Origin of the sequence: Pseudomonas sp. NMI760_13 (genome assembly GCF_021283245.1) — a bacterium.
GTDB lineage: Bacteria > Pseudomonadota > Gammaproteobacteria > Pseudomonadales > Pseudomonadaceae > Aquipseudomonas > Aquipseudomonas peradeniyensis.
Genome location: NZ_JAJSRC010000003.1, coordinates 1 through 19328, shown reverse-complemented (window position 1 = coordinate 19328; position 19328 = coordinate 1). Strand labels below are relative to the sequence as shown.

The following is a 19328-nucleotide window of genomic DNA, read 5'->3' as shown; positions in this document are numbered from 1 at the left end:
TCATGAGTAAGCTGCAACGTACCGCGAAACAGTTCCAGGACGGTTGGATTTCCTTCCTTCGTGTTCTGGCAAGAAACTCCAAGATCAAGTTCGTGATTCGTCCGAATGTCAGACCGTGCACCGACGGTAAGGTCGCGTACCTGCCGTCTCTGCCGGCGAATTTGACAGAGGAAGACTTGATCCTGTTCAAGCGTTGGGGTTACCACGAAGTCGGCCACATCATGCACAGCGATGTGCCGTTTTTTCAGGAGTTCAGCATGGAGCATGGTGCCTTCGCGGGCCTGCTGCTGAACGCTGTCGACGACGTGTATATGGAATACGCTCAAACTCGGTCTTCTCGACGTTCTGAGCGTTTCTTCCGTCAGGGAGCAGCGATCATGTTCGATCGCGGCATGTTCCGGGACGGAAGCCAAAGCCCCCAAGAAGCATTTGCAAGCTACACCTTGTGCTTCCTTCGCAGCCGTCGGTGGAGTGAGTACCAGCAGCCTCTAGCGGCTGTTCGGAAAAACTTCGATGCCCACTTCGGTGAGCATGCCGACCAGGTGCGCGAAAACCTGGAAACCATCCTTCTGGCTGAGTACCCGAGCGTTCGTTCCACTCAAGACGCCGGCGATCTCACCCTTCGGCTGATCGAAATGCTGAAGCAGCAGCGTGACCAGCAGGATGAGCAGCCCCAAGAGGAGCCTGAAGACGACAATTCGGAAGGTGACGAAGGGGATGACCAGGACGATCAGCAATCCTCGCAAGGGGATGATGAGAGTAATCAGGAAGACGATCAGACCTCTGACAACGGCCAAGGCCAGGGCCAGAAAGATGATCAAGAACCTACCAACGGTGACACCGGTGGTCAGGGTAGCGATGACGGTAAAGCTGAAGACGAGTCCGACTCCAAGGCTGATGGCCAAGGTGCGCCGAGCGAGGATGACGCTGATGCCAATAACCAATCCGAGAATGCCCAAGGCGACAGCCAAGGGCAAAACGGGGTCGACCTCGCCGAGTTGATCGAGCAAATGCTCAGCAGCAATGGTGGTGACGATTCCGAAGTCCTGGATATGGACAAAGTGATTCAGCAACTCGCGACTAGCATCCAGAACGGTACCAACCCGGACTATCAGGATGCTGCTCCGGTTCCAGCTTTCGAAGTTGAACCGAGCGATGTGGAGAACCAACCCTCACTGGGGGCTGGAACGGTCAAGGACCTGGTCGAAGGGATGCTTGTTTGCCCTGCTGACAAGGAACATGCACGTGAACTGGCTGATGCGCTAGACCGCAAGGTCAATGTACTGGCCACGAAACTGCAGGCCTACCTGTTAAACCGAGAAGAAGCGGACGTCTACTCGACGCGCCGCGGTTCGCTCGGACAATCTCACCTCTACCGTGCAGGTATGGGAGACAGCCGTATCTTCGAACGTAAAGAGGAAACGGTACTCCCTACCGCAGCGGTCTCTGTTCTTGCAGATCTTTCCAGCTCGACAAGCTGGGTTGATCCTAGCGTTCTCGCGACGTTGGCGAAGGCGAAAGCCAAGGCCATTGCTGCTGGGGAAGCTATCAATGAAAAAGAGTACGAGGTGCAGACAGTTGCCAAATCCATCCAGCAGAGCCTGCTGATCATGGAGAAGGTGTTCCACAGGATCGACACTCCACGCGAGTTCTTGGGCTTTGCTCCAAAAACTGGCCATCTCAACACGGTGGTGAGGACCTTCGGGGACTCCCATCAAAACGCGGTTGACCGCATTGGCGGTCTGGACAGCATCACCGGCGGGAATCACACCCCGATTGGTGAGGCGGTTTTCCAAGCAGCCCAACGCCTGGCAAGCCATCCGGCACAGAGGAAGCTGATGTTTGTCCTCACGGATGGTGCTCCGTCGTGTGCGACCCTGGCTACAGAACAGACTGCGTTAGCGGTCGACGCTGGAATCAAGGTGGTGTACCTCCTCATCGGCAATGAGGTCCGAAAGGACTGGCTGGAAGAGGCGGGTATCCCGTACGCCGTTGCTGCAACCGCAGATGACGTTGGTCCAGCTCTTCTGGAGCAAGCCAAGCAGCTGCTGATGTAACCACTGATGCCGCCCTTCGGGGCGGCCTCCCTCTCTCCAACGAGCTGGAAAACCATCCGGCTCGCGCCCGGGTGTTCTCAATGATCACCCCGTGCGCGACGGGGGAGGGCAATTCAATGGCAACTCAAACTCAAGTCTACGGACGGTCAGTAGACAGCGTTTTGCACTTTCGTCGCGAGTCCACAGGAGTTCGTCTTACCCAAGCCGAACTCCAGGGCTACATCGAGGAGGTAGGAACATTCGCGCGCGATCTTCGGGTCCGGGATGAGGGCAACACCCTCGTCTTGAGCTTCAGCTGGATGCGTGCAACCTACAGCTATGTGCTGGACAAAACAGAGTACGGCTATTCCCAACGCACTCCGCTGGGAGAGGGCACGATTCTACGTCTGCTGTAACAGTGGCCCCCACGGGGGCCTTCCTTGCTCAGTGAGCTGGACCAAACATCCGGCTCACTGCCGGGTGTTTGTTCGAGGTCATTGATCTCAAACCACCCGGCTCCGCGCCCGGGTGTTCATCTCAATGCCCCGTGCGCGGCGGGTGCGAGGAAATACCGATGACTCAAGTAATCAGCGCTGCAAATGACAACAAAGTAGTAGTAATCAACCTGCTGGTTTCCGCGATGGCGGCCGATCGTCAGATCGACCTCGACGTGCTGAATATCAAGGTTGAAGAGTTGCACGATGAGATCCGGAAGCTGGTGACTGAGAAGATCTTCCCGAAAGACTTTCTCCGTAACTACGCCCGGCTTCGTGAAAACGGCGAAACCCTCCTGAAGCAAGACGGCTCCATCATGTGCTCCATTGGGGCGGTGATGAGCCGCAGCGAAGCGGTCATCAAGATCCGCGAGCTGAACAAGATCAAGGAGGAGTGGGCTCAGCAACTCGCTAAAGATGAACCTGGCTATCAGGCAATGTGCGACAAGCACCTGCTGGAGATGAGCCAGAAGGCAATTGCGAAAGGTGCCGACTCTGCCCAGGTAATGCTGCTGGCCGAACACCTTCGTAAGCGCCAACCAGCTTGGGAAGAGGTAGCCGCACGGTTCAAATTCGAGTTTGTCGTCACTCCGGTAACAATGGAGGATGGCGAGTTCGATGCGGACCTGTATGAAGCACAACGCGACAGCGTTGTTGCTTTGCGGGAGGGTGTCCTCGGAGCAGTCATTCAACACGTCTGCAAAGAGTCCATGGAGATCCTGGAAACCCTCGACAAGAAGACAACCGGGAGCCAATCGGGCGAAGTGAAGGTTAACCCCCGAACTGTCCGTCGTGCTCAAGCGATGTGTGTGAAGCTGAATTCCCTGGCTTTCATTCACCCGCTTATCCGTCCCCTCCATGACGCCCTGAAAAGCGAAATGGACAAGGTGCCGGCTAACGGTTTCCTTACTGGTGGTGAATTCCAAAATCTGCGGGAATGCCTGAAGTCTCTGCGTGACCAGACCATCGTTTGGGACCGCTTGAAGAATGGCCAACCCCTGATCCAGGTAGCAACCACTGCTGCTGTGAGCAACATCACTCAGCAAGCTCCTGCGACTGCTCAAGCCAATCTTGGGCAAGCCCAGCAAGCAACTTTGAACCAGCCTGCTTCGACCGCTTCGGCGGCCGCGGCGTCCATGCCTGCAACTTCGGTTGCGAGCACTGTACAGGCTGGCGCTGCTGCACCTGCAGCAGCTGTAGCTCAAACCACCGCAACTCCGGTTGTTGTGGCACAAGCTACTGACGAAGAGGACGAAACCACGGTCCCGGACGCGGTTGAGTCCACGCCTGTTGTGCATGAGGAGCCGAAACCGGCTCTGTCGCAGAACTTCGCGCTGTTCCTCTAAGCAATACCTCCCTCCCACCCCTGACGGGCCACCACACCCCGTCAGGGGAGTGGTGCGCCCTATGGAGCGCACTATGCAAGTCGATCTCTTTGGTGAACCCATCCTATCCAACCCCATTCAACCCTCCTCGGAGGCGGATGCACCGGTGGATTTGTTTGGAGTAGCCATCAATCAATCAACCGCAGTTGAGAAACCCAAAGCAGTTCGAAAGGCCCCAACTAGGCTGGTAATCGACAGGAAGGCCCTCTGGTCCTCCTCCGGTTATTTGCCTGGCGTGAAAGAGTTGGATGAGGATGATGATTTGTCGGATGCACTCTCGACGTCGGATACCCGTTCAGACAATTCCACGATCGAGCGCCTGGAGAAGGCTCTCGGAATGGCACCGGTCATCAAAGATGGCAAGTGGCAAACCGACGAGCTCGGATACCAGTACCGCCGAGTAGGCAAGCCGTTCAAGGGGAGTCGAGTTTTCGGAAAACGAGGCTCGATGATCTGGGAACTCAATCGCCAGTTCGTGCTGACCTCCGCGAGGGATGCTCTTGAACCGGTGTTCACTGACCCCTGCTGCTGGCTCATCATCAACTCCGTCCATGTGCTCGCCATCCGGCTGCGCATGATGGAGGAGGATGAAGATCCGTATGCATGCCTGCAGGCCTTCCTGCAGGTCATGACGCAGCACGACTTCATCGATAACTCCCGAACGGGGGAAACGATCCGCAGGTTGACCAAACGGGACCAGATGCGGGAGAAGCGTGCAGCGGCACGGAAAGCAAAAGAAGAGAAACCGGTTTCCGACTCGCTCATGCGAGAGATGGAAAACGACGACTTTGATTGCGACGAGTAACTCACTGCGAACAGACCCCTGCGCCGGCGGGGCCTGAAAATTCATTCAGCCACCCTCGAGTGTGCGAACTGGGCTCCGGCTCCCAGAGGAGAAACATCATGACTCATGTTCTGAAAGCAAAGCTGACTGCTGTTGCCGATGTGGTTGTTCTGAAACTGGCTGGTGCTGTCTGGAAACTGGTGAAGGTCTTTGACCCGAGGCCGGTCCAGGAGCACTTCGCCGCGCGACCACCTGTAAACGGCGTGACATTCGGCAAAGTCTTCAGCCTCCCTCGGGAGGATGCAGGCCAGTCGATTGTTCGGTTGGGCTGGCAGCACATCAAATCGGAGAACAAGAAAACAGGGATCGTCAGCCGTAAAAAGCTGGTGAAGATCTTCAACCCTGCAAACGGCCACTTTGTGGTTCTGTGGGCAATGGGAGCAAACGAAGGTCGTCCTTTGCCCCGGGATGCCATGGCGATCGATTACGACGCTAAGTTGGCCCTGGGGATCTCCAAGAAGGAAGAGGAAGCGGAACTGATTGTTGGCGAAGCCAACCTCGGTGACCGCGAATTCTTCCATATGTACACCGACCATGACGCATCCAGTCGTAGCGCTCGCGCTCTCGGCTGGTATCTGTTCATGGCTGGTATCGGCTGGTCCGTGGGAGTAACCGTCGAAGGATTGGTTACCGCAGTGCTGCGGATGTTCTAAGCCTGAAGTGACACCGCCTCTCCCTTAGGGGAGGGCGGACGTCACCTCCAAGCATCCTCGACGAGGGCGTTTGGAGGTGGCGTCCGCCCTTTACCGAAATCGAGAGGTGAATCATGAACGGTGTATCGAACAGAGCCTACGACCTGCTGAAATCCTTCGGGAATTCTGGGCTCACACTCGAGAGCCATTTCCCCAAAGGGGTGGAAGGCAACATAGCCCGCCACACAGCGCCCAAGTTGATGTTTCCAGACTCAATGCCGCTTGAACTCGTTCGCGATCACATCGAGCGCTGGAACCGGAAGCTGCAGGGGCTGTTTCCTGGCATGGGTTATTACGCTTTCAGTCCTGCGGACGAGATGGCGAATCCGGGGAACCACGTGCTGGTTCTCTTTGCCGATGATTCCTTCTTCAAAGCTTTTATGGGCGGCGTCCAGAAAGTCGACGTACTCACTTCGCTGTGGGACTTCGATGCCTGCGTTCGGCTGTTGCGGTAATTTCCGCGGCAGATCGGAGCGGCCAAGGGCGCGCGTGGACCTGGTCACGCTGAAGGGGGCTGAGAATCAGCCCCCTGGCGCTCAGCCCCCCGTTTTCACTGGAAGGCCAAGTCCTTGCCGGTAACCTCTAGGGCATCCCATTTGGAAGCCCTACCATGCTCGATCTTGCTGACCTCGATCACACCCTAATCTACTTCGTTTCATTCCTCGCAGCCTTCCTATCCATCCGACCAACTCTGCGTGCCGCCGGCACTTGCGGAGCGCTTTTGCTCGCCTGGACATTCGTAAAACTGGAATTGACTTTCGACCTGGCCGACCTACTGCTGAATGAAGGTACAAATCCTCAGTTCATCACCGCAGGAGTCGCGGCATTGGGTATCTTCGGCCTGGCGATCAGGGTTTCCCGCTCTCGGTGGAGAACAATGGACCGTACCCTGATCTTGGTAGCTCTGATCAGTGTTTGTCTCACCACTGCCGTTTTCCACCTCGTCCTCGTGAACCGTGTTCTTCCTCTCTGGGCAAAGGATCTCGCTTGGACGAACTACAACCTGGTTGAAGCCTCTGCAGAGTCTTTCGCCCCCAAATGTGAGCAAGCAAAAGTGACCTGCTGGCGGGGCACCGCATTCGAGGATGGGGCCTTCAAACCCGAACTTAGGGAGCAATTGAAGGGGGTTGATTCCTTTTTCAGGGCTCACCCCAAGCCATTCCCGCAAGGACATGGTTTCGGTGTGTTCAACGACCTCTCGGATGATGGCGTCGCAGCTGTGCTCTATTACCTGGACAAGGGAGAGGCACGAATCGTGATTGATAGCGCGGGCGCCACCCGGGTCCATCATTTGGTTCGAGAACTGTTCTACATGCTTTGCGGAGTCGCCCATTCGGTCTGGATTGCTGGTGCGCTGTTCCTCATCGCGTTCCACCGCCGGCGTTTCATGAAAAGGGGGGCTTCATGCTGATCGACTTCAAGGCCGAGCACACACAGTATCTTAAAGGGCGGCCGTCAGATTCTGGCTGGGTGTATACACCCGCCAACCCGAAGATGCCGGCCAAGGGGAAGTACCTGGCTGCTCACCAGGTGTTTAGCAATAACGCTCTCAACGCTGCGATCTACATCCGAAACGACGTGAATGCCGCCGGCGAGGCGATTAGTGTGCACACAGCACTCCGTCTCACGTTCTCCCATAAAGCGAAGGGCAGGTACCTACTAAATGACGACCCGGACAAGCTCAGTCTCAACCTTGGGCTCGGCGCGGTACGTGAGTTATACCGTTGGCTCTCTGACCAGCAGCCGCGGTTGGAATACGAAATAGTTCGTGCGAGCGCATCTCCAAAACGACTCCAGGGCTTCACTCTTCAGGACGGCCAGTTCGCCCGGATGCTTACTGCAACAGAGTTCGACTCGGAAGCAGTAGGTACGCTGACCATCCAGGTTGGGCTATCGGATGACGATGTGATCCATCTGCAATTTTACTGCCTTGGTTACGCCAAGCTGATCTATCCAACATTCACTGATGTGGCGATCCTCGAGCTGCTGAAAGCGCATACAAGCTCTACCGACCTGACAAGCATTCCCTTCCCAGTTTCGCATGCGAAATCGGACAACGTAGCCGCCCCCCAGCGAACGCAAGACGATGATCGTGGTGTGGCTGAGGATGAACCAGATCCAGTGAGGCTGGAGCGTTGCAGAAAGGCAATCTACGCCGTTGGGATGCAACGCTGGAAAGGCTCGAGAGATGTCATCGAATTCATCCAGGACTCTGCTCCTATCGCTCAGATGGACCGGTTAATCAAGGACGGGAACGCCGGGGAATTTACGGAGTGGAACCGCATCGCTGACATGTTCAAAAACTCCTAACTCGGACCTAGAGGCGGAATAGGGCACTCAACTCCCACTATTGGGGTATGAATGCCCAAATCCCCATTTTCGCCCGCATCAAACAGCACAACGCCGAATACCCACGCGAGCTCTTCGCTGCGAAGGAAATTAACCGGCTGCTGACCAACGTCGACTTCCCAGCTGAAAGGATCTGGCTGGACCTTCGTTTCGACCCCTCAATGACTGACCCAACTTCATCCGCTTTGGATGTGATGATGATCAGTGGGGAGGCGCACGGCATAGCTGTACTCCGGATTCAGCCCCTGTATCTGCAGCAGGACATGCAGACGATGGTGGACGAAGCAATCCCTCACGAGCTCGCACACATCCTGCACGCAATAGACGTCAAGCAGAAGGGCGAAGAGATCGGGAAGTTGCATGACGAAGACTGGCAGGAGTGGCTATTCACTCTGGCACCGAACGCTACGCCTGCCGCAAAGGTAAAGGGTACGTTCGACGATCGTCCCGTAAAGCTCAGTAAAGGAGGGCTTGCCGTCGAGTGCGAGTGTGGTGGAGATGAGGCCATCGCTGTTATCGCCGACACCACTGGCAATTCCGTGAAGCTTCAGGAAGAAGAGCTCGAGTGCTCCTCATGCAAGTTTCCATATCACCGGCTTTCCCAAGACTCTGCCCTGCCTGAGGGCATCGCCTCGGACCTGAAATTCCTCGAGGGAATCAAATGTATCAAGCTGCACCATCCCAACCTACAGCGCTGAGTCAGGCCATTGCCGGACTCACTCACTATGATCCCATCAGGATCGGGAGCGACAGCCGCGGCCAAACCGTGGACTGGGTGCTGGCAAAGTCCAGCAACTTTAACGTCCTCTTCGAAGGGGCAAGCGGCGCAGGCAAATCCCATACGATTCAAAATCTACTTGCGCGTGTCTACAGCCGTGGCATGACATTCCACGTCCTGGACATCAAAGGCGACTTCTCCTACGAGAGTTTCGAAAAGGCTGGTCTCAGCCACCTGGTTCGGCCGGAAGACTTCAACGACATCACGTTCAACTACTTCGAGGGCGGCAGCTCCCTCAACCCACTCCAAGTCCCGAGGACGAAAGAGGGGGGTGGGGTACTGATGACAGTCGAAGGTATGAAGCAGTTGGTGAAGGTTTTTGCACCGAATACCGGCAAGCGGCAATTGGACTACCTCGAAGAGATTCTGAACGAGGTTTACCGCAAAGCCGGAATTTCCCAGGACGACATTGAGTCCTGGATCAGACCTTCCCCGACCTTAGATCAGGTCCTTGATGAGATCGATCTCGTGTTCAACTCCATCTCGGCCAGCATGGATTCGGGGTCGGTATCCGACATCATGAAAGCCTATGGCCAGGCCAAGTCGAAGGCAGAGAAGGCCATCGTCAAAATGAAGGCGGATGGCAAAGATCCATTAGAGATCGAGGACAAGGTCAACGAGATCCTTGATGACTTGGAAGGAGTCCTGCATGGCTACGCCAAAAAGCATCTGGATTTCCAGGCGCTGCAGAACAAGTCCACTGGCAACGGAACGTTCTGGGAGTTCTGGTCCAAGGATTCCCTTTTTGGCTTGCGCAGCATCATCCAGGGCATGGTGAAATCCCGTCTATTCACTGGTAACCCTTCAAAATCACAGGCGGGCAAAATCAACCGATACGTCCTGACCGATATCTCGTCTGAACACCAGCAGATCATCATGCGTATTGTGGCAAGTCGTGTCTTTGCAATGGGAGTGATGGATACTCGAAGGTCTGGTCTCTTCAATCCCGAGTACCCAAGCCACATCCTGATCGCGGACGAAGGGAAGCACGTCAAACAAATTTCGTCCTCGCCTCTGAGTCCAGTGAACCGAATTGCGACCGAGGGACGCGGTTACGGTGTGGGTGTTTGGGCTGGGGTTCAGCAGCCAGACCAGGTCACTCCGGACCTCCTGAAAAACGTCTCAACCTACTTCCTTCTCAAGACCCCCGAGACGACTTACGGTGAAGTAAGTCGGATGTTCGGGGTCAAGCCTTCGCTTCTGAAGCAACTGCAGAACCGGCAGAACGTACTCTTCAGCGCAGGGGACGCCTTCACTCTAGTAACCCACTTTAAGGAGTAGTAGGGATGAAGAAATATGCTCTGCTTCTTTGCCTAACCCTGACTGGGTGCACTGGTGGCAAAACCATACTCCCGGTCACCGCGGCGGACATTCAGGACCGCAGCCTTATACTCGGGGCTCAGCAGGCTGTTCAACGAGGGCAGTACCAGGAGGCAGAGCAGCTCCTCTCCAAGTACGTCTATAGAACGGACAAGGGCGATCTGAAAATCCAGTTCTGGGGGCTCAACGGAGAGAGCAGGAAAATCGCAATCGACACTGTGATTTCTCTCCTCTGGGAAACCGGGAGGGACCAGACGCTGGCTCAGTTCGCAAAAGAATACCTTTCGGGAGACGAGTACAAGGTCACTATGTGCCGACTCTCGGAACGGCAGGCGCATTATCCGGAGGCGTATGCCTGCTGGAACAACCTCGGCCATGAAGACAGAGCGGAGAGGACTATTCGCACTGAGGCTGCCCTTCGCATTCTCGGGACCGAATGAGCAGCATCAAGTGATTTGAGTTTCGCATGCTAAATCGGGCGGTCAATCACCGCCCGATTCCTCTTCTGCGCCACCATCTCGAGTGGGGCGACGAACTTGAATTTTGTAGTTCGCCATACCCCAACGGTCGACAACCCCGGGTAGGAGCTCTTGCAGGGTTTCCTTGTCTAGCAATACGCAAGCATTGAAGTTGATCACCCCAATCTTCACATCAAACAGGCCCGATGGGCTGTCATGATGATTGTAGCTATGGAGCAAAAGCCCCATACCCTCGAGGGTCTCCAGCATCACCGGAATAGCAGGGTGGGTGAAGGTACGGGTATCAACTCCCATCTGAAGCTGACGGCTCAACTCCAGCGGCAAATGTGAGCCGATCGACTCAAGGATTCGTGACATCGGAATGATGACGAACTCCATGGCGTCCTTCGTCCAACCCTCTGCTTCTCCAGTCGCCCGGAACTTGTTGATGTTGGCTTCGCCGACAAATTTCAGGATGGCCTCCCTGATCAGTTCCTCAGTCTGGGAGCTTTCCTTGGCTGCGCGAATACCATCTTGCTTCTCTGCACGGATCACGAAACCGTCAGCGTGTCTCAGCGCTTGGACCAACTTCTCAACGCGCGGGCCAGAAGAAACCGGAAGCATTGCAGGATGGTGGTAGTAGCGCAGCGCAAGGGTGAGTACGTTCTGATCCTCCGGCTGGAGCTTCGCGAACTCCGGCATCTGACGCACGATGTAAGCGCTGTAAGTGTTGTGGTGTGTTGCGTCCTTGTTCTTAACCCACTGGCCAGGCGCCTTCTCGGCATATGCCAATAACTTATCCAAGTCATGAGACAGCCCAGCGAGATAAGCGAGAGGTTCCTGCACATTCTGGCGCTTCAGATAGGACAAGACCTCCTTGGCGATGGCGAGGGAATGCTCGCGTAACGTGGCATCGGCATGGTGAGCGCCGACACTGGCTGGGACTGTGGGATGAGCAGCTAGTAACTCATGCACGGCCAGTTCGAGGTGTTCAATGGGCGTCGACGGCTCCCGGCTCAGAGCTACCTGTTTTCGGTTGCATCGGAAGAAGCGTTGGTTGTAGGGGTTGAGGTCTGTTACCCCTCCAATTTCCTCTCCGGTTCGAGGGTCCTTGTTGTTCCTGAGCAGGATCATCATGGTCGATCCTGGAATAGAGCATTCGTACTCGAAGGGATCGTCGCTCACCGCAGTGGCTTCAGTCGAAGTGTTCCGCGGTCGGAAATACCTGGAAGCTGCAACCCTGGCAATGGTGTAGACCATAGCGGCCGCGAAAATGCAGTGCAGCACTTCTACCAGGACTGCAACCAGCGTCCCTACGTAACCACCAGATGCGATGAGCTGAACCACTGCATGAGGCTTGAACATGTAGAAGTGGGGCGACAGGGCTTCAGCCTGGAAGTCCAATGCCTTATGCGTGGATTCTAAGTAGGCCGCATAGCCCAGGATGACAACTGCAATCATGACGATCAGGGCAACAACCCCAGATGAGGCTTTGACCTTTGGTGTAGAAGCGGACATGACTATCTCAACGTGGTGAACACAAGATCACGATGCAGGTTTTAAAAAAGATTTTCCAACCAAACCCCGGATTTGGAGCACTGCCTTCCCACTATTGAGGTAACAGAAGCCTCTATGGGACTCCGCAGTGAAAAAATCGATCCTCATCCTGGGCGTCAGCCTCCTGAGCCAGGGCGCCTACGCTTCCGCCTTTGATGATTCTCACCTCGCGCGGAGCGAAACTCTCTCACCGTTCGATCGCACTTATGAAGCCGGCAGGGCGCAGCAGGTGATGCAGCCCATCGACTACAAGCGGTCTACGCAAACGCCTTCAGCACCTGCGGCAATGATCGACCTGTCGATCGATAACCCCGTTGCCTCGGTAGAAGAAACAGAGACCGAACGGCAATACAGGAAAACTCTCGAAGACCTGGAACGAAACCGCCAGGCCCTGACTGCCGCACGTAGCGAAGCAGAACGCAATCTCATCGCTGCGCAGAAGACGGCGATCGAGGCTGCTGCAAAGCGTAAGCAGGATCTGCTGGCGCAAGAGGCCGAGATTCGTAAAGCCCTGGAACTGAACCGAGCGGCGCAGTCGAAGGCTGATCAGGTACAGGTCGCACAGCTCACGGACATCGAACAGATCCGCACAGAAAGCAAACAGCTTCTCATGCTGGCCGAGAACAACGCGGAGATGATCGAAACGGCTGCTCGCAAACGAGTGACCCTGGAGCGGGTAGACCCGACCGTGGTGATCAACGAACCGGTTGAGGCCGAATACCAAGGGGCAACTCTGAAGGAGATTGTGGAAGGGATCATGCCGGTCGGATGGCGTGTGAAAACAGCCTTCTACAACAAGCCTGAGCTTGAGACCCGCCGCTACGAGTTCATTTCCACTGACGCCCGTGACATCGCCCTGCGCAAGCTCACGGCTTCCGTCCGGGACGCCCGTGTTCGCTACCAGTATTTCTGGGACCTGACTGACGAACAGGGAAATCCGTCTCCCATGATCCTGATCACCGACCGCCCGAACTAAGGCAGCCACACCCATGAAGATGAAATCCATTGCCCTGGCTCTGCTGGTTGCCACCGGCCTGTTGGGATGTACCAGCAGCTTCGACATTTCCGAAGAAGCGAAAAATGCCCCCCTGCGACCCGAAGCGAAAGATGCTCTTCAGGCTGCCCGGGGTAACACTTTCGTACGCGAGATCAGGACTGAAGATATTGCGAAAGCCCGGCCGATTTTCCTAACGGCACAGAGCAAGCCGCTTCGAAGCGTGCTGCAAGACACGCTGCCTGGGTACGCGATCATTCCGAAGGGCAAAGTCAACCTTAACGATCCAATCGATGTAGCTGCTGCTGGGATGACCCTTGCAGATTTCATCGAATACATCGAAGGGACCCGAGACCTGAACATCGAGATCGTAGGAAAGCGTGTAATCGTTAGCGACTTCGAAACCCGCGAGTGGAACCTTGCCACTTTTGCGTCGACTCGGAACGTCAACAACGTCATCGCATCCACTCAGACTCGGGGTGCTAAAGCAGGCGACGACGATTCCAACAACCAACAAGACTCCAACGTCTCGACTGGCACAACCATCGGTCTGCAACTCTCTGAAGATGAGTGGCTGAAAGTGATGGAAGGCGCTCGGACGATTATCGGTGCCGAGAAAGAGTCTGATAAAGGTAGCCGTGGTCGCACGCAGGGTTCTGCAGGTGCATCGAGTGCGGCTGTCGGTGGAAACAGCAACGGCAGCAGCAACAATAATGGCATGACGAGCGGTTTGAACTTCGATGCGCCCTCGCCAGCAGATTTCGGTCTCCTGACCTCGAGCGAAGAAATTGAGCCCTACATCGAGGGGATTCGCTCCGTTGGCATTATCACCGCCGGCGGCAAGCCCTCGAAAATGAAAATCCTCGACCGCTTCCTCAAGCGAGCGATCGGCGAAGCCACCAAAATTGTGAACGTGCAAGTTGAGGCCTACGACGTCATCCTCAACAACGACAAGCAGAAAGGGATCGACTGGGATCTGCTTGTTAAGAGCACAGTAAACGGTAACCCGCTGGGACTTCATTTCTTCAACACGAAGACTGAAACCACCGACCCTTTCTGGAATGTCCAAGGAACCTACGAATCTGAGCATGTCAAAGCCGATGTTCTGATCCGATTCCTGGAAACCTTCGGTCGAGTTGAGCTCACCGACCAGCCCAACATTACGGTCCGGAATGGTGTCCCGGCCCAAATCTATGCGGGCGAAGAACTCACCTACATTGTTGACGTCGAGCAATCCCAAGATGAGTCGGGCAACGTAACCGTTACCCCGAAATTGGGCCGTTTGAAAGTCGGCGTGACCCTTAGCGTGACTGTGCGGGTGCTCGATAACGACCAGCTCCTGGTTGATATCTGGCCGGTGATATCGAACCTGAGTGGCAACGACACGATCGCCATCGGTGATTTCCAGTTCGAAACTCCTCGTGTGAATCTCAAGGAGTTCAGCACACAACTGATCACAAGTTCTGGTCGCGCAGTACACCTTGGCGGTCTCATCACCAAAAAGATGAACCAGGCTCTCCGCCATTTGCCTTGGCAGAATCTGGTCACCAAAGCAGTGCTGAACCCTCTTACCCAGGACATCAACAATCAACTCGACAGACGTGAGCTGGTCCTGGTTGTCACCCCCACATTGGTGGAGGGTGCTCTCTAATGAATCAGTTGCTTCTTGGCGTACCAATCCAGATTGGTGGCGAAGAGGTCATCATCTGCCGTGACTCCATCGGCTCGCAGGCGCTCAGCAGCTCCCGCGAGTCGGAGGTGTATACCATCATTGAGGGGCCACGCGAAGACGGCCGGCCAGCGATCTACATCGACGAAGATGAACTAAAGTCGATGCGAGAGTCGTACCCGGGCATTAACGTGTATGGACTCTGGCAGCTCCTGTTCGCCAACAACCTCGTTCCTCTGGGGAACGAGGTTATTATTTTCCCCATGGGTCCTGACCGCGGGCTTTATCTGCGGTTGGACTCTAGTACGGATGTCCATAAGCCTTCGAGCATCCTGAGCTCTTCTGAGTTTGTAGATAATTTCATCCCTGAGTGGATGGACTACGACCTCTCAAATGCTTCTCGCATTAGTCTTGATAATCTTGATCTGGTGTTACCCACCAGTCCGGCATATACCCGACAAGAACTATTCGAAAAGCAAAGGCACGATCAAACCAAACGCTGGTATATGGTCGCAAGCATCTGCGGCCTGATGCTGATCGCCACACTTGTATATAACTACGGCATGTACACGCTGTATAACGCTGATATGGCGGTCTATAAAACCAAGCAAATTCAAAGAGACGAGTTAGACACCAAGATTGGCGAGCTACTGCGTGAACGACTGGATAAGTGGCCGGACAACTCTGCTGAGCTCGGCAAGATCAGTGAGCTGGTTGCTTACGATAACAACCTTGAAACTTCACCTGATGGTGAAACTCATGTCGGGTTCACGACGCTGCACCAATTTGTAACGAGCAAATACTTGCCATTCGATCCGGCTGAGAAAGTCCGAGGCATAGTTTCGGAATTCACTCCCCACCTGAATTACGTCATTCGAATTGACCCTTCGGAAATTGGCGGGAGCGACAACCAATGATTATCAAGCGCTCAAAACTGTCTATTTCAACCTTTGGCTTTTCGAATCTGATGTTGATTGTCATTGCAGCCGTGGCAGTTGGCGCCGTTCGATTCAGCATGACCATGGGGGAGAGCCGCACTCTCCCAAGAGACTTCGATCAGATCGATGCAGTAATTGAAACTTCAAGACAAGACGTTCAGCGGTATACGGAGCTAGAAAAGCTTCCGAAACTCGTGACCTCTTGGAAAAAGGCTACTGCATCATTTGAACTCGATGGGCTCAAGTTCGAAACCTTCGACGCGAACAATTCTTCGGAGATGGGGAATACTTATTCAGGCCCGCTAAAAGGCTGGCCGGGCCAAGTAATAGGCGATCCGCAGGTAGTGATATCAAGTGTGCGGTCGCTTCAAAAGGAAATTCCCCTATATCTCTACGATTACTCCATTGCGAACGGAGTGATGAAACTTAACTTTGTAGTCGTGGGTACCTGATTATGAAAAATCTTGTCATCGGCACTCTTATGGCAGCTCAATTTGTGCTCCCTATCTATGCTCTTGCAGATGCGGACGATGCAGACACTCATCGTGACCGCAGTCGGAAGATTGGAGACATGGAGTACAAGCGCGATCAGCTGAAACTTCAGGCTGAAATGGCTGACTCCTACAAGAAAATGTCGGATGCCGGCTTCATTGTGGACGAAAGTGGCTCTCCACTGGGTGTAACAGATATCGCAACTCTGGGTAAAGAGGTGCGCAAGGCAGGCACTAAACCCGATAAAGCTGACCTCCCGTTCGGTCAAAACCCAGTCATCCCCAATGCCGCACCGTTCATGCTCGACCAGCCTACGTTAGGGATGAGCGGACCAAATGGACAGGCTGCTCCAGGCGGTCCAGTCCAGCCTGGCTCCTCTCAGAAAAACGTCCCCGACGACGATGAAGACAAGGCCAAACACTTTCTGGCGCTCCTCGAGGTTCGGGCTGACTCGATCGTAGTAATGACCAGCCAAGGGCGCCGAATCGTACGCAATGGCGAAAAGGTCAACGACTACACACTGCAGCGATTTGGGCTCGACAAGGCAGTTTTCAAAGGTCCTGACGGCACTCGGGAACTGGTAATCGATTGGACCAAATCCAAACGCTATGCGGACGACTGACCATGAGCAATAACATCCAGGGGATTCAACGAAAGATCCTGCGGAATCTGGTTGAGGCGGGGAAAATCACGCAACAGCAAGCAGATACGCAGCCAGTATCCGAAGTCATCGAGCAGGTTGTTCCCGACATCCTCCGCGTCTGCAAGGACGACGAAGCAGTTGCCCATGCGATCGGCAAGGCGCTCGGCCGTGAAGTGTTCTTCGAGCTGGAGGAAGGGCTCTCGATTACTCAGGGCCCTGAAGGGGAGCCATGGTTCATTTACGGTAACACCATCTTCATGGCCAATCCGTTCCACAAACGGATGCACGAGCGTGCCACAGGGTTCGCCAGGACCAACAACATCCACCAGCCGAAGGTTGGTGTGGTGAGCCTGACCCGCTTGGAAGCGATCAAGGCGATCGAAACTGAAGATGACGATAGCGCGGTCCATGACAGCGAGCAGCTAAAGGCCCGCGCGACACAGCGAGTTGAAGACCTGGTGCGCGAGGCGGCAAAACTCAATGCCTCGGATATCCACCTTCAGCCTACACAAGGTGATCAGGTTCAAGTCCGGTTGCGAATCGACGGCGAACTTCTGACTCGCAAGCTCTACACGTCCAAAATTCACGAGGCCATTTGCCGAGTGATCATCGAGAACAACTGCGGCCTTACCCTGGAACTGAACGCAGCCCAGGATGGGAAGTTTGATTTCGCGGTCTCGACCCATAAGAAAATCAACCTGCGGGTTAGCACGCTTCCTGTCACCAAGGGCTCGGAGAGTACCCCCAAGGTCGTGGTTCGTCTATTGGGCAACGACACGAGTTTGGCCAACCTGGACAGACTGGGCATGTCAGCCGAAAACAAGGCGCTGCTCCGTCGGTTGGGTGAGGCCCCCAATGGCTTGATCATCGTTACAGGCCCTACTGGCTCAGGTAAGACCACAACTCTCAATGCGATGCTTCTGGACATCTATGGCCAGGACCCGAACCGGAACTACCACACCATCGAAGAGCCGGTGGAGATCCAGCATGAGGGCATGTCGCATACCGAATGCGGTAAGCACTTGTCGTTTGCTACCGCTCTCCGAGCGTTGCTACGACAAGACCCCGACGTGATCTTACTTGGCGAGATCCGCGACAACGAAACCGCCGAGTACGCTTTCAAAGCCGGCCAAACTGGTCACCTGGTCTTGACCACCTTGCACACAAACAATGCCCACGAGTCGCTGGATCGCCTCGGCAGGATGGATATTCCGACAGACATTATCGCAACCAACACGCAAGCCATCATGGCCCAGCGTTTGGTCCGCAGCCTCTGCAAAAGCTGCAAAGTCGAATACCTCTTCCGGTCTGATGAGAAGCGATTCGCCTTGTATGGCTCGAACCCGGTGTTTGGCAGCAACGGCGATCTCAAGCTCTATCGAGCAAACCCCAAAGGCTGTCAGGTGTGTAACAACGGATCGCACCAATCTGGCGGATTGAAAGGGCGGCGCGGTGTCATCGAGGTACTCGAGCTTACGCCGGAAATTCAGGAGGCCATTTTGAATGGAATCTCCCCCAGTTTGCTGAGACGCTCCCAAATCGCAGAAGGGACCTTCAAGGACCTCTGGGACGATGGTTTGCGCCTAGTGTTCGAAGGTGTGATCGGGTTCGAGCAGCTCGAAAAAGAGCTACGGCCCTACCTCTCGGATCGAGTTGGCGCACCGAAGAATCGACATGAGAAAGCGGGTATTCGCCCCATCCGCGAAGCGAGCACTTCATCGTTGGTGCCACAGCTGTAACCGCCAGGTCCATCCCAGGAAAAACACAGAGAAAGGAATAGATCAATGATCGAACGTAATACCAAGCGTGTGCGCCAGAAGGGCTTCACCCTGATCGAGCTGGCCATCGTGCTGGGGGTCATCGCGATCCTGACTGCTTTCTTCCTGCCGGGCATGCTCAAGGCGCGTGAAGACTCCAAGCTGAGCACTGCGATCACTCAGTTGCAGAAAGACTTCCCCGGTGCAATCGCCCGGCAGGTGAGCCGCACCAACACCTGCAGCACGACCACCATCACTGCAGCCAAGCTGAAGGAACGCGGTCTGCCCGATCTGACTGTCTGGAACACAGCCTGGACCGTTGATGCTGTCACCAGCAACCAGGTGACCATCAGCTACACCATCGACAGCACTGACACCAATGCTGCTGCGGACCTCGCAACAGCATTGAACCAAAGCAACAACATCGTGAAGAACTCCGCAACAGCGACGGGCAACACCAAGGTGACAGTGGCATACCGCTGCAACTAAGTGGTCGAGCCTGACTGCTGCTTGACAAGTCGGCACGTGGTCTTGGTTGCACAACAGCAAGCTTGAAACTCACACAAAAGGAACGATCCATGATCGAACGTAGTACCAAAGGTAATCGCCAGAAGGGTTTTACCCTGATCGAACTGGCCATTGTGCTGGGGGTCATCGCAATCCTGACTGCCTTCTTCCTGCCGGGCATGCTCAAGGCGCGTGAAGACTCCAAGCTGAGCACTGCGATCACTCAGTTGCAGAAAGACTTCCCCGGTGCAATCGCCCGGCAGGTGAGCCGCACCAACACCTGCAGCACGACCACCATCACTGCAGCCAAGCTGAAGGAACGCGGTCTGCCCGATCTGACTGTCTGGAACACAGCCTGGACCGTTGATGCTGTCACCAGCAACCAGGTGACCATCAGCTACACCATCGACAGCAC

General features: G+C 55.1%; 20 protein-coding genes. 19 read left to right on the top strand and 1 reads right to left on the bottom strand.

All coding sequences use genetic code 11. From position 1 onward, the window contains the following. Window positions 1–2 precede the first annotated feature (2 nt). From LU671_RS03505 to LU671_RS03455, 11 genes are all read left to right on the top strand, one after another. Window positions 3–2057, top strand: a complete 2055-nt coding sequence (locus LU671_RS03505) for a hypothetical protein (protein ID WP_044060638.1) — start codon at window positions 3–5, stop codon at window positions 2055–2057. A 116-nt stretch (window positions 2058–2173) separates the two neighbouring features. Continuing rightward, a complete protein-coding gene (locus LU671_RS03500) occupies window positions 2174–2452 on the top strand; it encodes a hypothetical protein (RefSeq protein WP_010792580.1) in 279 nt (92 codons plus the stop codon). A 158-nt stretch (window positions 2453–2610) separates the two neighbouring features. Then, window positions 2611–3876, top strand: coding sequence for a DUF3150 domain-containing protein (locus tag LU671_RS03495; protein WP_232854957.1), 1266 nt, complete (start codon window positions 2611–2613; stop codon window positions 3874–3876). Window positions 3877–3949: 73 nt separating this feature from the next. Beyond that, the gene (locus tag LU671_RS03490; protein ID WP_010792578.1) at window positions 3950–4720 is read left to right on the top strand and encodes a hypothetical protein; all 771 of its coding nucleotides are present in this window, start codon (window positions 3950–3952) and stop codon (window positions 4718–4720) included. 98 nt (window positions 4721–4818) lie between these two features. Next, window positions 4819–5412 carry a hypothetical protein gene (locus tag LU671_RS03485; protein ID WP_010792577.1) on the top strand — a complete coding sequence of 198 codons (594 nt, stop codon included), beginning with the start codon at window positions 4819–4821 and terminating at the stop codon, window positions 5410–5412. A 113-nt stretch (window positions 5413–5525) separates the two neighbouring features. Continuing rightward, window positions 5526–5906: a hypothetical protein gene (locus LU671_RS03480; protein WP_010792576.1), complete on the top strand. Its 381-nt coding sequence runs from the start codon at window positions 5526–5528 to the stop codon at window positions 5904–5906. A gap of 155 nt (window positions 5907–6061) precedes the next feature. Continuing rightward, entirely contained in the window at window positions 6062–6862 is an 801-nt protein-coding gene (locus LU671_RS03475) for a hypothetical protein (protein WP_010792575.1), read from the top strand. After that, window positions 6856–7761, top strand: a complete 906-nt coding sequence (locus tag LU671_RS03470; RefSeq protein WP_010792574.1) for a hypothetical protein — start codon at window positions 6856–6858, stop codon at window positions 7759–7761. Before LU671_RS03475 ends, LU671_RS03470 begins: the two co-directional genes overlap by 7 nt. 47 nt (window positions 7762–7808) lie before the next feature. After that, the gene (locus LU671_RS03465; protein ID WP_010792573.1) at window positions 7809–8498 is read left to right on the top strand and encodes a hypothetical protein; all 690 of its coding nucleotides are present in this window, start codon (window positions 7809–7811) and stop codon (window positions 8496–8498) included. Further along, entirely contained in the window at window positions 8462–9859 is a 1398-nt protein-coding gene (locus LU671_RS03460) for a helicase HerA domain-containing protein (RefSeq protein WP_010792572.1), read from the top strand. The genes LU671_RS03465 and LU671_RS03460 overlap by 37 nt, the downstream gene beginning before the upstream one ends. A gap of 5 nt (window positions 9860–9864) precedes the next feature. After that, a complete protein-coding gene (locus LU671_RS03455; protein ID WP_010792571.1) occupies window positions 9865–10338 on the top strand; it encodes a hypothetical protein in 474 nt (157 codons plus the stop codon). Between the two features lie 42 nt (window positions 10339–10380). On the opposite strand, the gene LU671_RS03450 is transcribed toward LU671_RS03455, so the two are convergent. Beyond that, the gene (locus LU671_RS03450) at window positions 10381–11874 is read right to left on the bottom strand and encodes an HD domain-containing protein (RefSeq protein ID WP_019439020.1); all 1494 of its coding nucleotides are present in this window, start codon (window positions 11872–11874) and stop codon (window positions 10381–10383) included. A 127-nt stretch (window positions 11875–12001) separates the two neighbouring features. Here LU671_RS03450 and LU671_RS03445 point away from each other — a divergent pair, with 127 nt between their 5' ends. The 8 genes from LU671_RS03445 to LU671_RS03410 form a co-directional block, all read left to right on the top strand. After that, the gene (locus LU671_RS03445) at window positions 12002–12889 is read left to right on the top strand and encodes a hypothetical protein (protein WP_021018427.1); all 888 of its coding nucleotides are present in this window, start codon (window positions 12002–12004) and stop codon (window positions 12887–12889) included. Window positions 12890–12902: 13 nt separating this feature from the next. After that, entirely contained in the window at window positions 12903–14558 is a 1656-nt protein-coding gene (locus LU671_RS03440; protein ID WP_010792568.1) for a type II secretion system protein GspD, read from the top strand. Then, entirely contained in the window at window positions 14558–15493 is a 936-nt protein-coding gene (locus LU671_RS03435) for a hypothetical protein (RefSeq protein WP_010792567.1), read from the top strand. Before LU671_RS03440 ends, LU671_RS03435 begins: the two co-directional genes overlap by 1 nt. Continuing rightward, window positions 15490–15966, top strand: a complete 477-nt coding sequence (locus LU671_RS03430) for a hypothetical protein (RefSeq protein ID WP_010792566.1) — start codon at window positions 15490–15492, stop codon at window positions 15964–15966. The genes LU671_RS03435 and LU671_RS03430 overlap by 4 nt, the downstream gene beginning before the upstream one ends. Before the next feature lie 2 nt (window positions 15967–15968). Next, on the top strand, window positions 15969–16628 hold the full coding sequence (locus LU671_RS03425; RefSeq protein ID WP_019439018.1) for a hypothetical protein: 660 nt from the start codon (window positions 15969–15971) through the stop codon (window positions 16626–16628). 2 nt (window positions 16629–16630) lie between these two features. Continuing rightward, window positions 16631–18388, top strand: coding sequence for a GspE/PulE family protein (locus tag LU671_RS03420; RefSeq protein ID WP_010792564.1), 1758 nt, complete (start codon window positions 16631–16633; stop codon window positions 18386–18388). A 45-nt stretch (window positions 18389–18433) separates the two neighbouring features. Then, window positions 18434–18895, top strand: a complete 462-nt coding sequence (locus LU671_RS03415; protein WP_019439017.1) for a type II secretion system protein — start codon at window positions 18434–18436, stop codon at window positions 18893–18895. Window positions 18896–18984: 89 nt separating this feature from the next. Further along, window positions 18985–19328: type II secretion system protein (locus LU671_RS03410; RefSeq protein WP_057382998.1), on the top strand; the 344-nt coding region annotated here is incomplete at its 3' end.

What these genes read in the sequence shown, in the direction of transcription:
- LU671_RS03505 (WP_044060638.1), top strand. Translation starts at nt 3, where the DNA reads ATGAGTAAGCTGCAACGTACCGCGAAACAGTTCCAGGACGGTTGGATT.
- LU671_RS03500 (WP_010792580.1), top strand. Translation starts at nt 2,174, where the DNA reads ATGGCAACTCAAACTCAAGTCTACGGACGGTCAGTAGACAGCGTTTTG.
- LU671_RS03495 (WP_232854957.1), top strand. Translation starts at nt 2,611, where the DNA reads ATGACTCAAGTAATCAGCGCTGCAAATGACAACAAAGTAGTAGTAATC.
- LU671_RS03490 (WP_010792578.1), top strand. Translation starts at nt 3,950, where the DNA reads ATGCAAGTCGATCTCTTTGGTGAACCCATCCTATCCAACCCCATTCAA.
- LU671_RS03485 (WP_010792577.1), top strand. Translation starts at nt 4,819, where the DNA reads ATGACTCATGTTCTGAAAGCAAAGCTGACTGCTGTTGCCGATGTGGTT.
- LU671_RS03480 (WP_010792576.1), top strand. Translation starts at nt 5,526, where the DNA reads ATGAACGGTGTATCGAACAGAGCCTACGACCTGCTGAAATCCTTCGGG.
- LU671_RS03475 (WP_010792575.1), top strand. Translation starts at nt 6,062, where the DNA reads ATGCTCGATCTTGCTGACCTCGATCACACCCTAATCTACTTCGTTTCA.
- LU671_RS03470 (WP_010792574.1), top strand. Translation starts at nt 6,856, where the DNA reads ATGCTGATCGACTTCAAGGCCGAGCACACACAGTATCTTAAAGGGCGG.
- LU671_RS03465 (WP_010792573.1), top strand. Translation starts at nt 7,809, where the DNA reads ATGAATGCCCAAATCCCCATTTTCGCCCGCATCAAACAGCACAACGCC.
- LU671_RS03460 (WP_010792572.1), top strand. Translation starts at nt 8,462, where the DNA reads ATGTATCAAGCTGCACCATCCCAACCTACAGCGCTGAGTCAGGCCATT.
- LU671_RS03455 (WP_010792571.1), top strand. Translation starts at nt 9,865, where the DNA reads ATGAAGAAATATGCTCTGCTTCTTTGCCTAACCCTGACTGGGTGCACT.
- LU671_RS03450 (WP_019439020.1), bottom strand. Translation starts at nt 11,874, where the DNA reads ATGTCCGCTTCTACACCAAAGGTCAAAGCCTCATCTGGGGTTGTTGCC.
- LU671_RS03440 (WP_010792568.1), top strand. Translation starts at nt 12,903, where the DNA reads ATGAAGATGAAATCCATTGCCCTGGCTCTGCTGGTTGCCACCGGCCTG.
- LU671_RS03435 (WP_010792567.1), top strand. Translation starts at nt 14,558, where the DNA reads ATGAATCAGTTGCTTCTTGGCGTACCAATCCAGATTGGTGGCGAAGAG.
- LU671_RS03430 (WP_010792566.1), top strand. Translation starts at nt 15,490, where the DNA reads ATGATTATCAAGCGCTCAAAACTGTCTATTTCAACCTTTGGCTTTTCG.
- LU671_RS03425 (WP_019439018.1), top strand. Translation starts at nt 15,969, where the DNA reads ATGAAAAATCTTGTCATCGGCACTCTTATGGCAGCTCAATTTGTGCTC.
- LU671_RS03420 (WP_010792564.1), top strand. Translation starts at nt 16,631, where the DNA reads ATGAGCAATAACATCCAGGGGATTCAACGAAAGATCCTGCGGAATCTG.
- LU671_RS03415 (WP_019439017.1), top strand. Translation starts at nt 18,434, where the DNA reads ATGATCGAACGTAATACCAAGCGTGTGCGCCAGAAGGGCTTCACCCTG.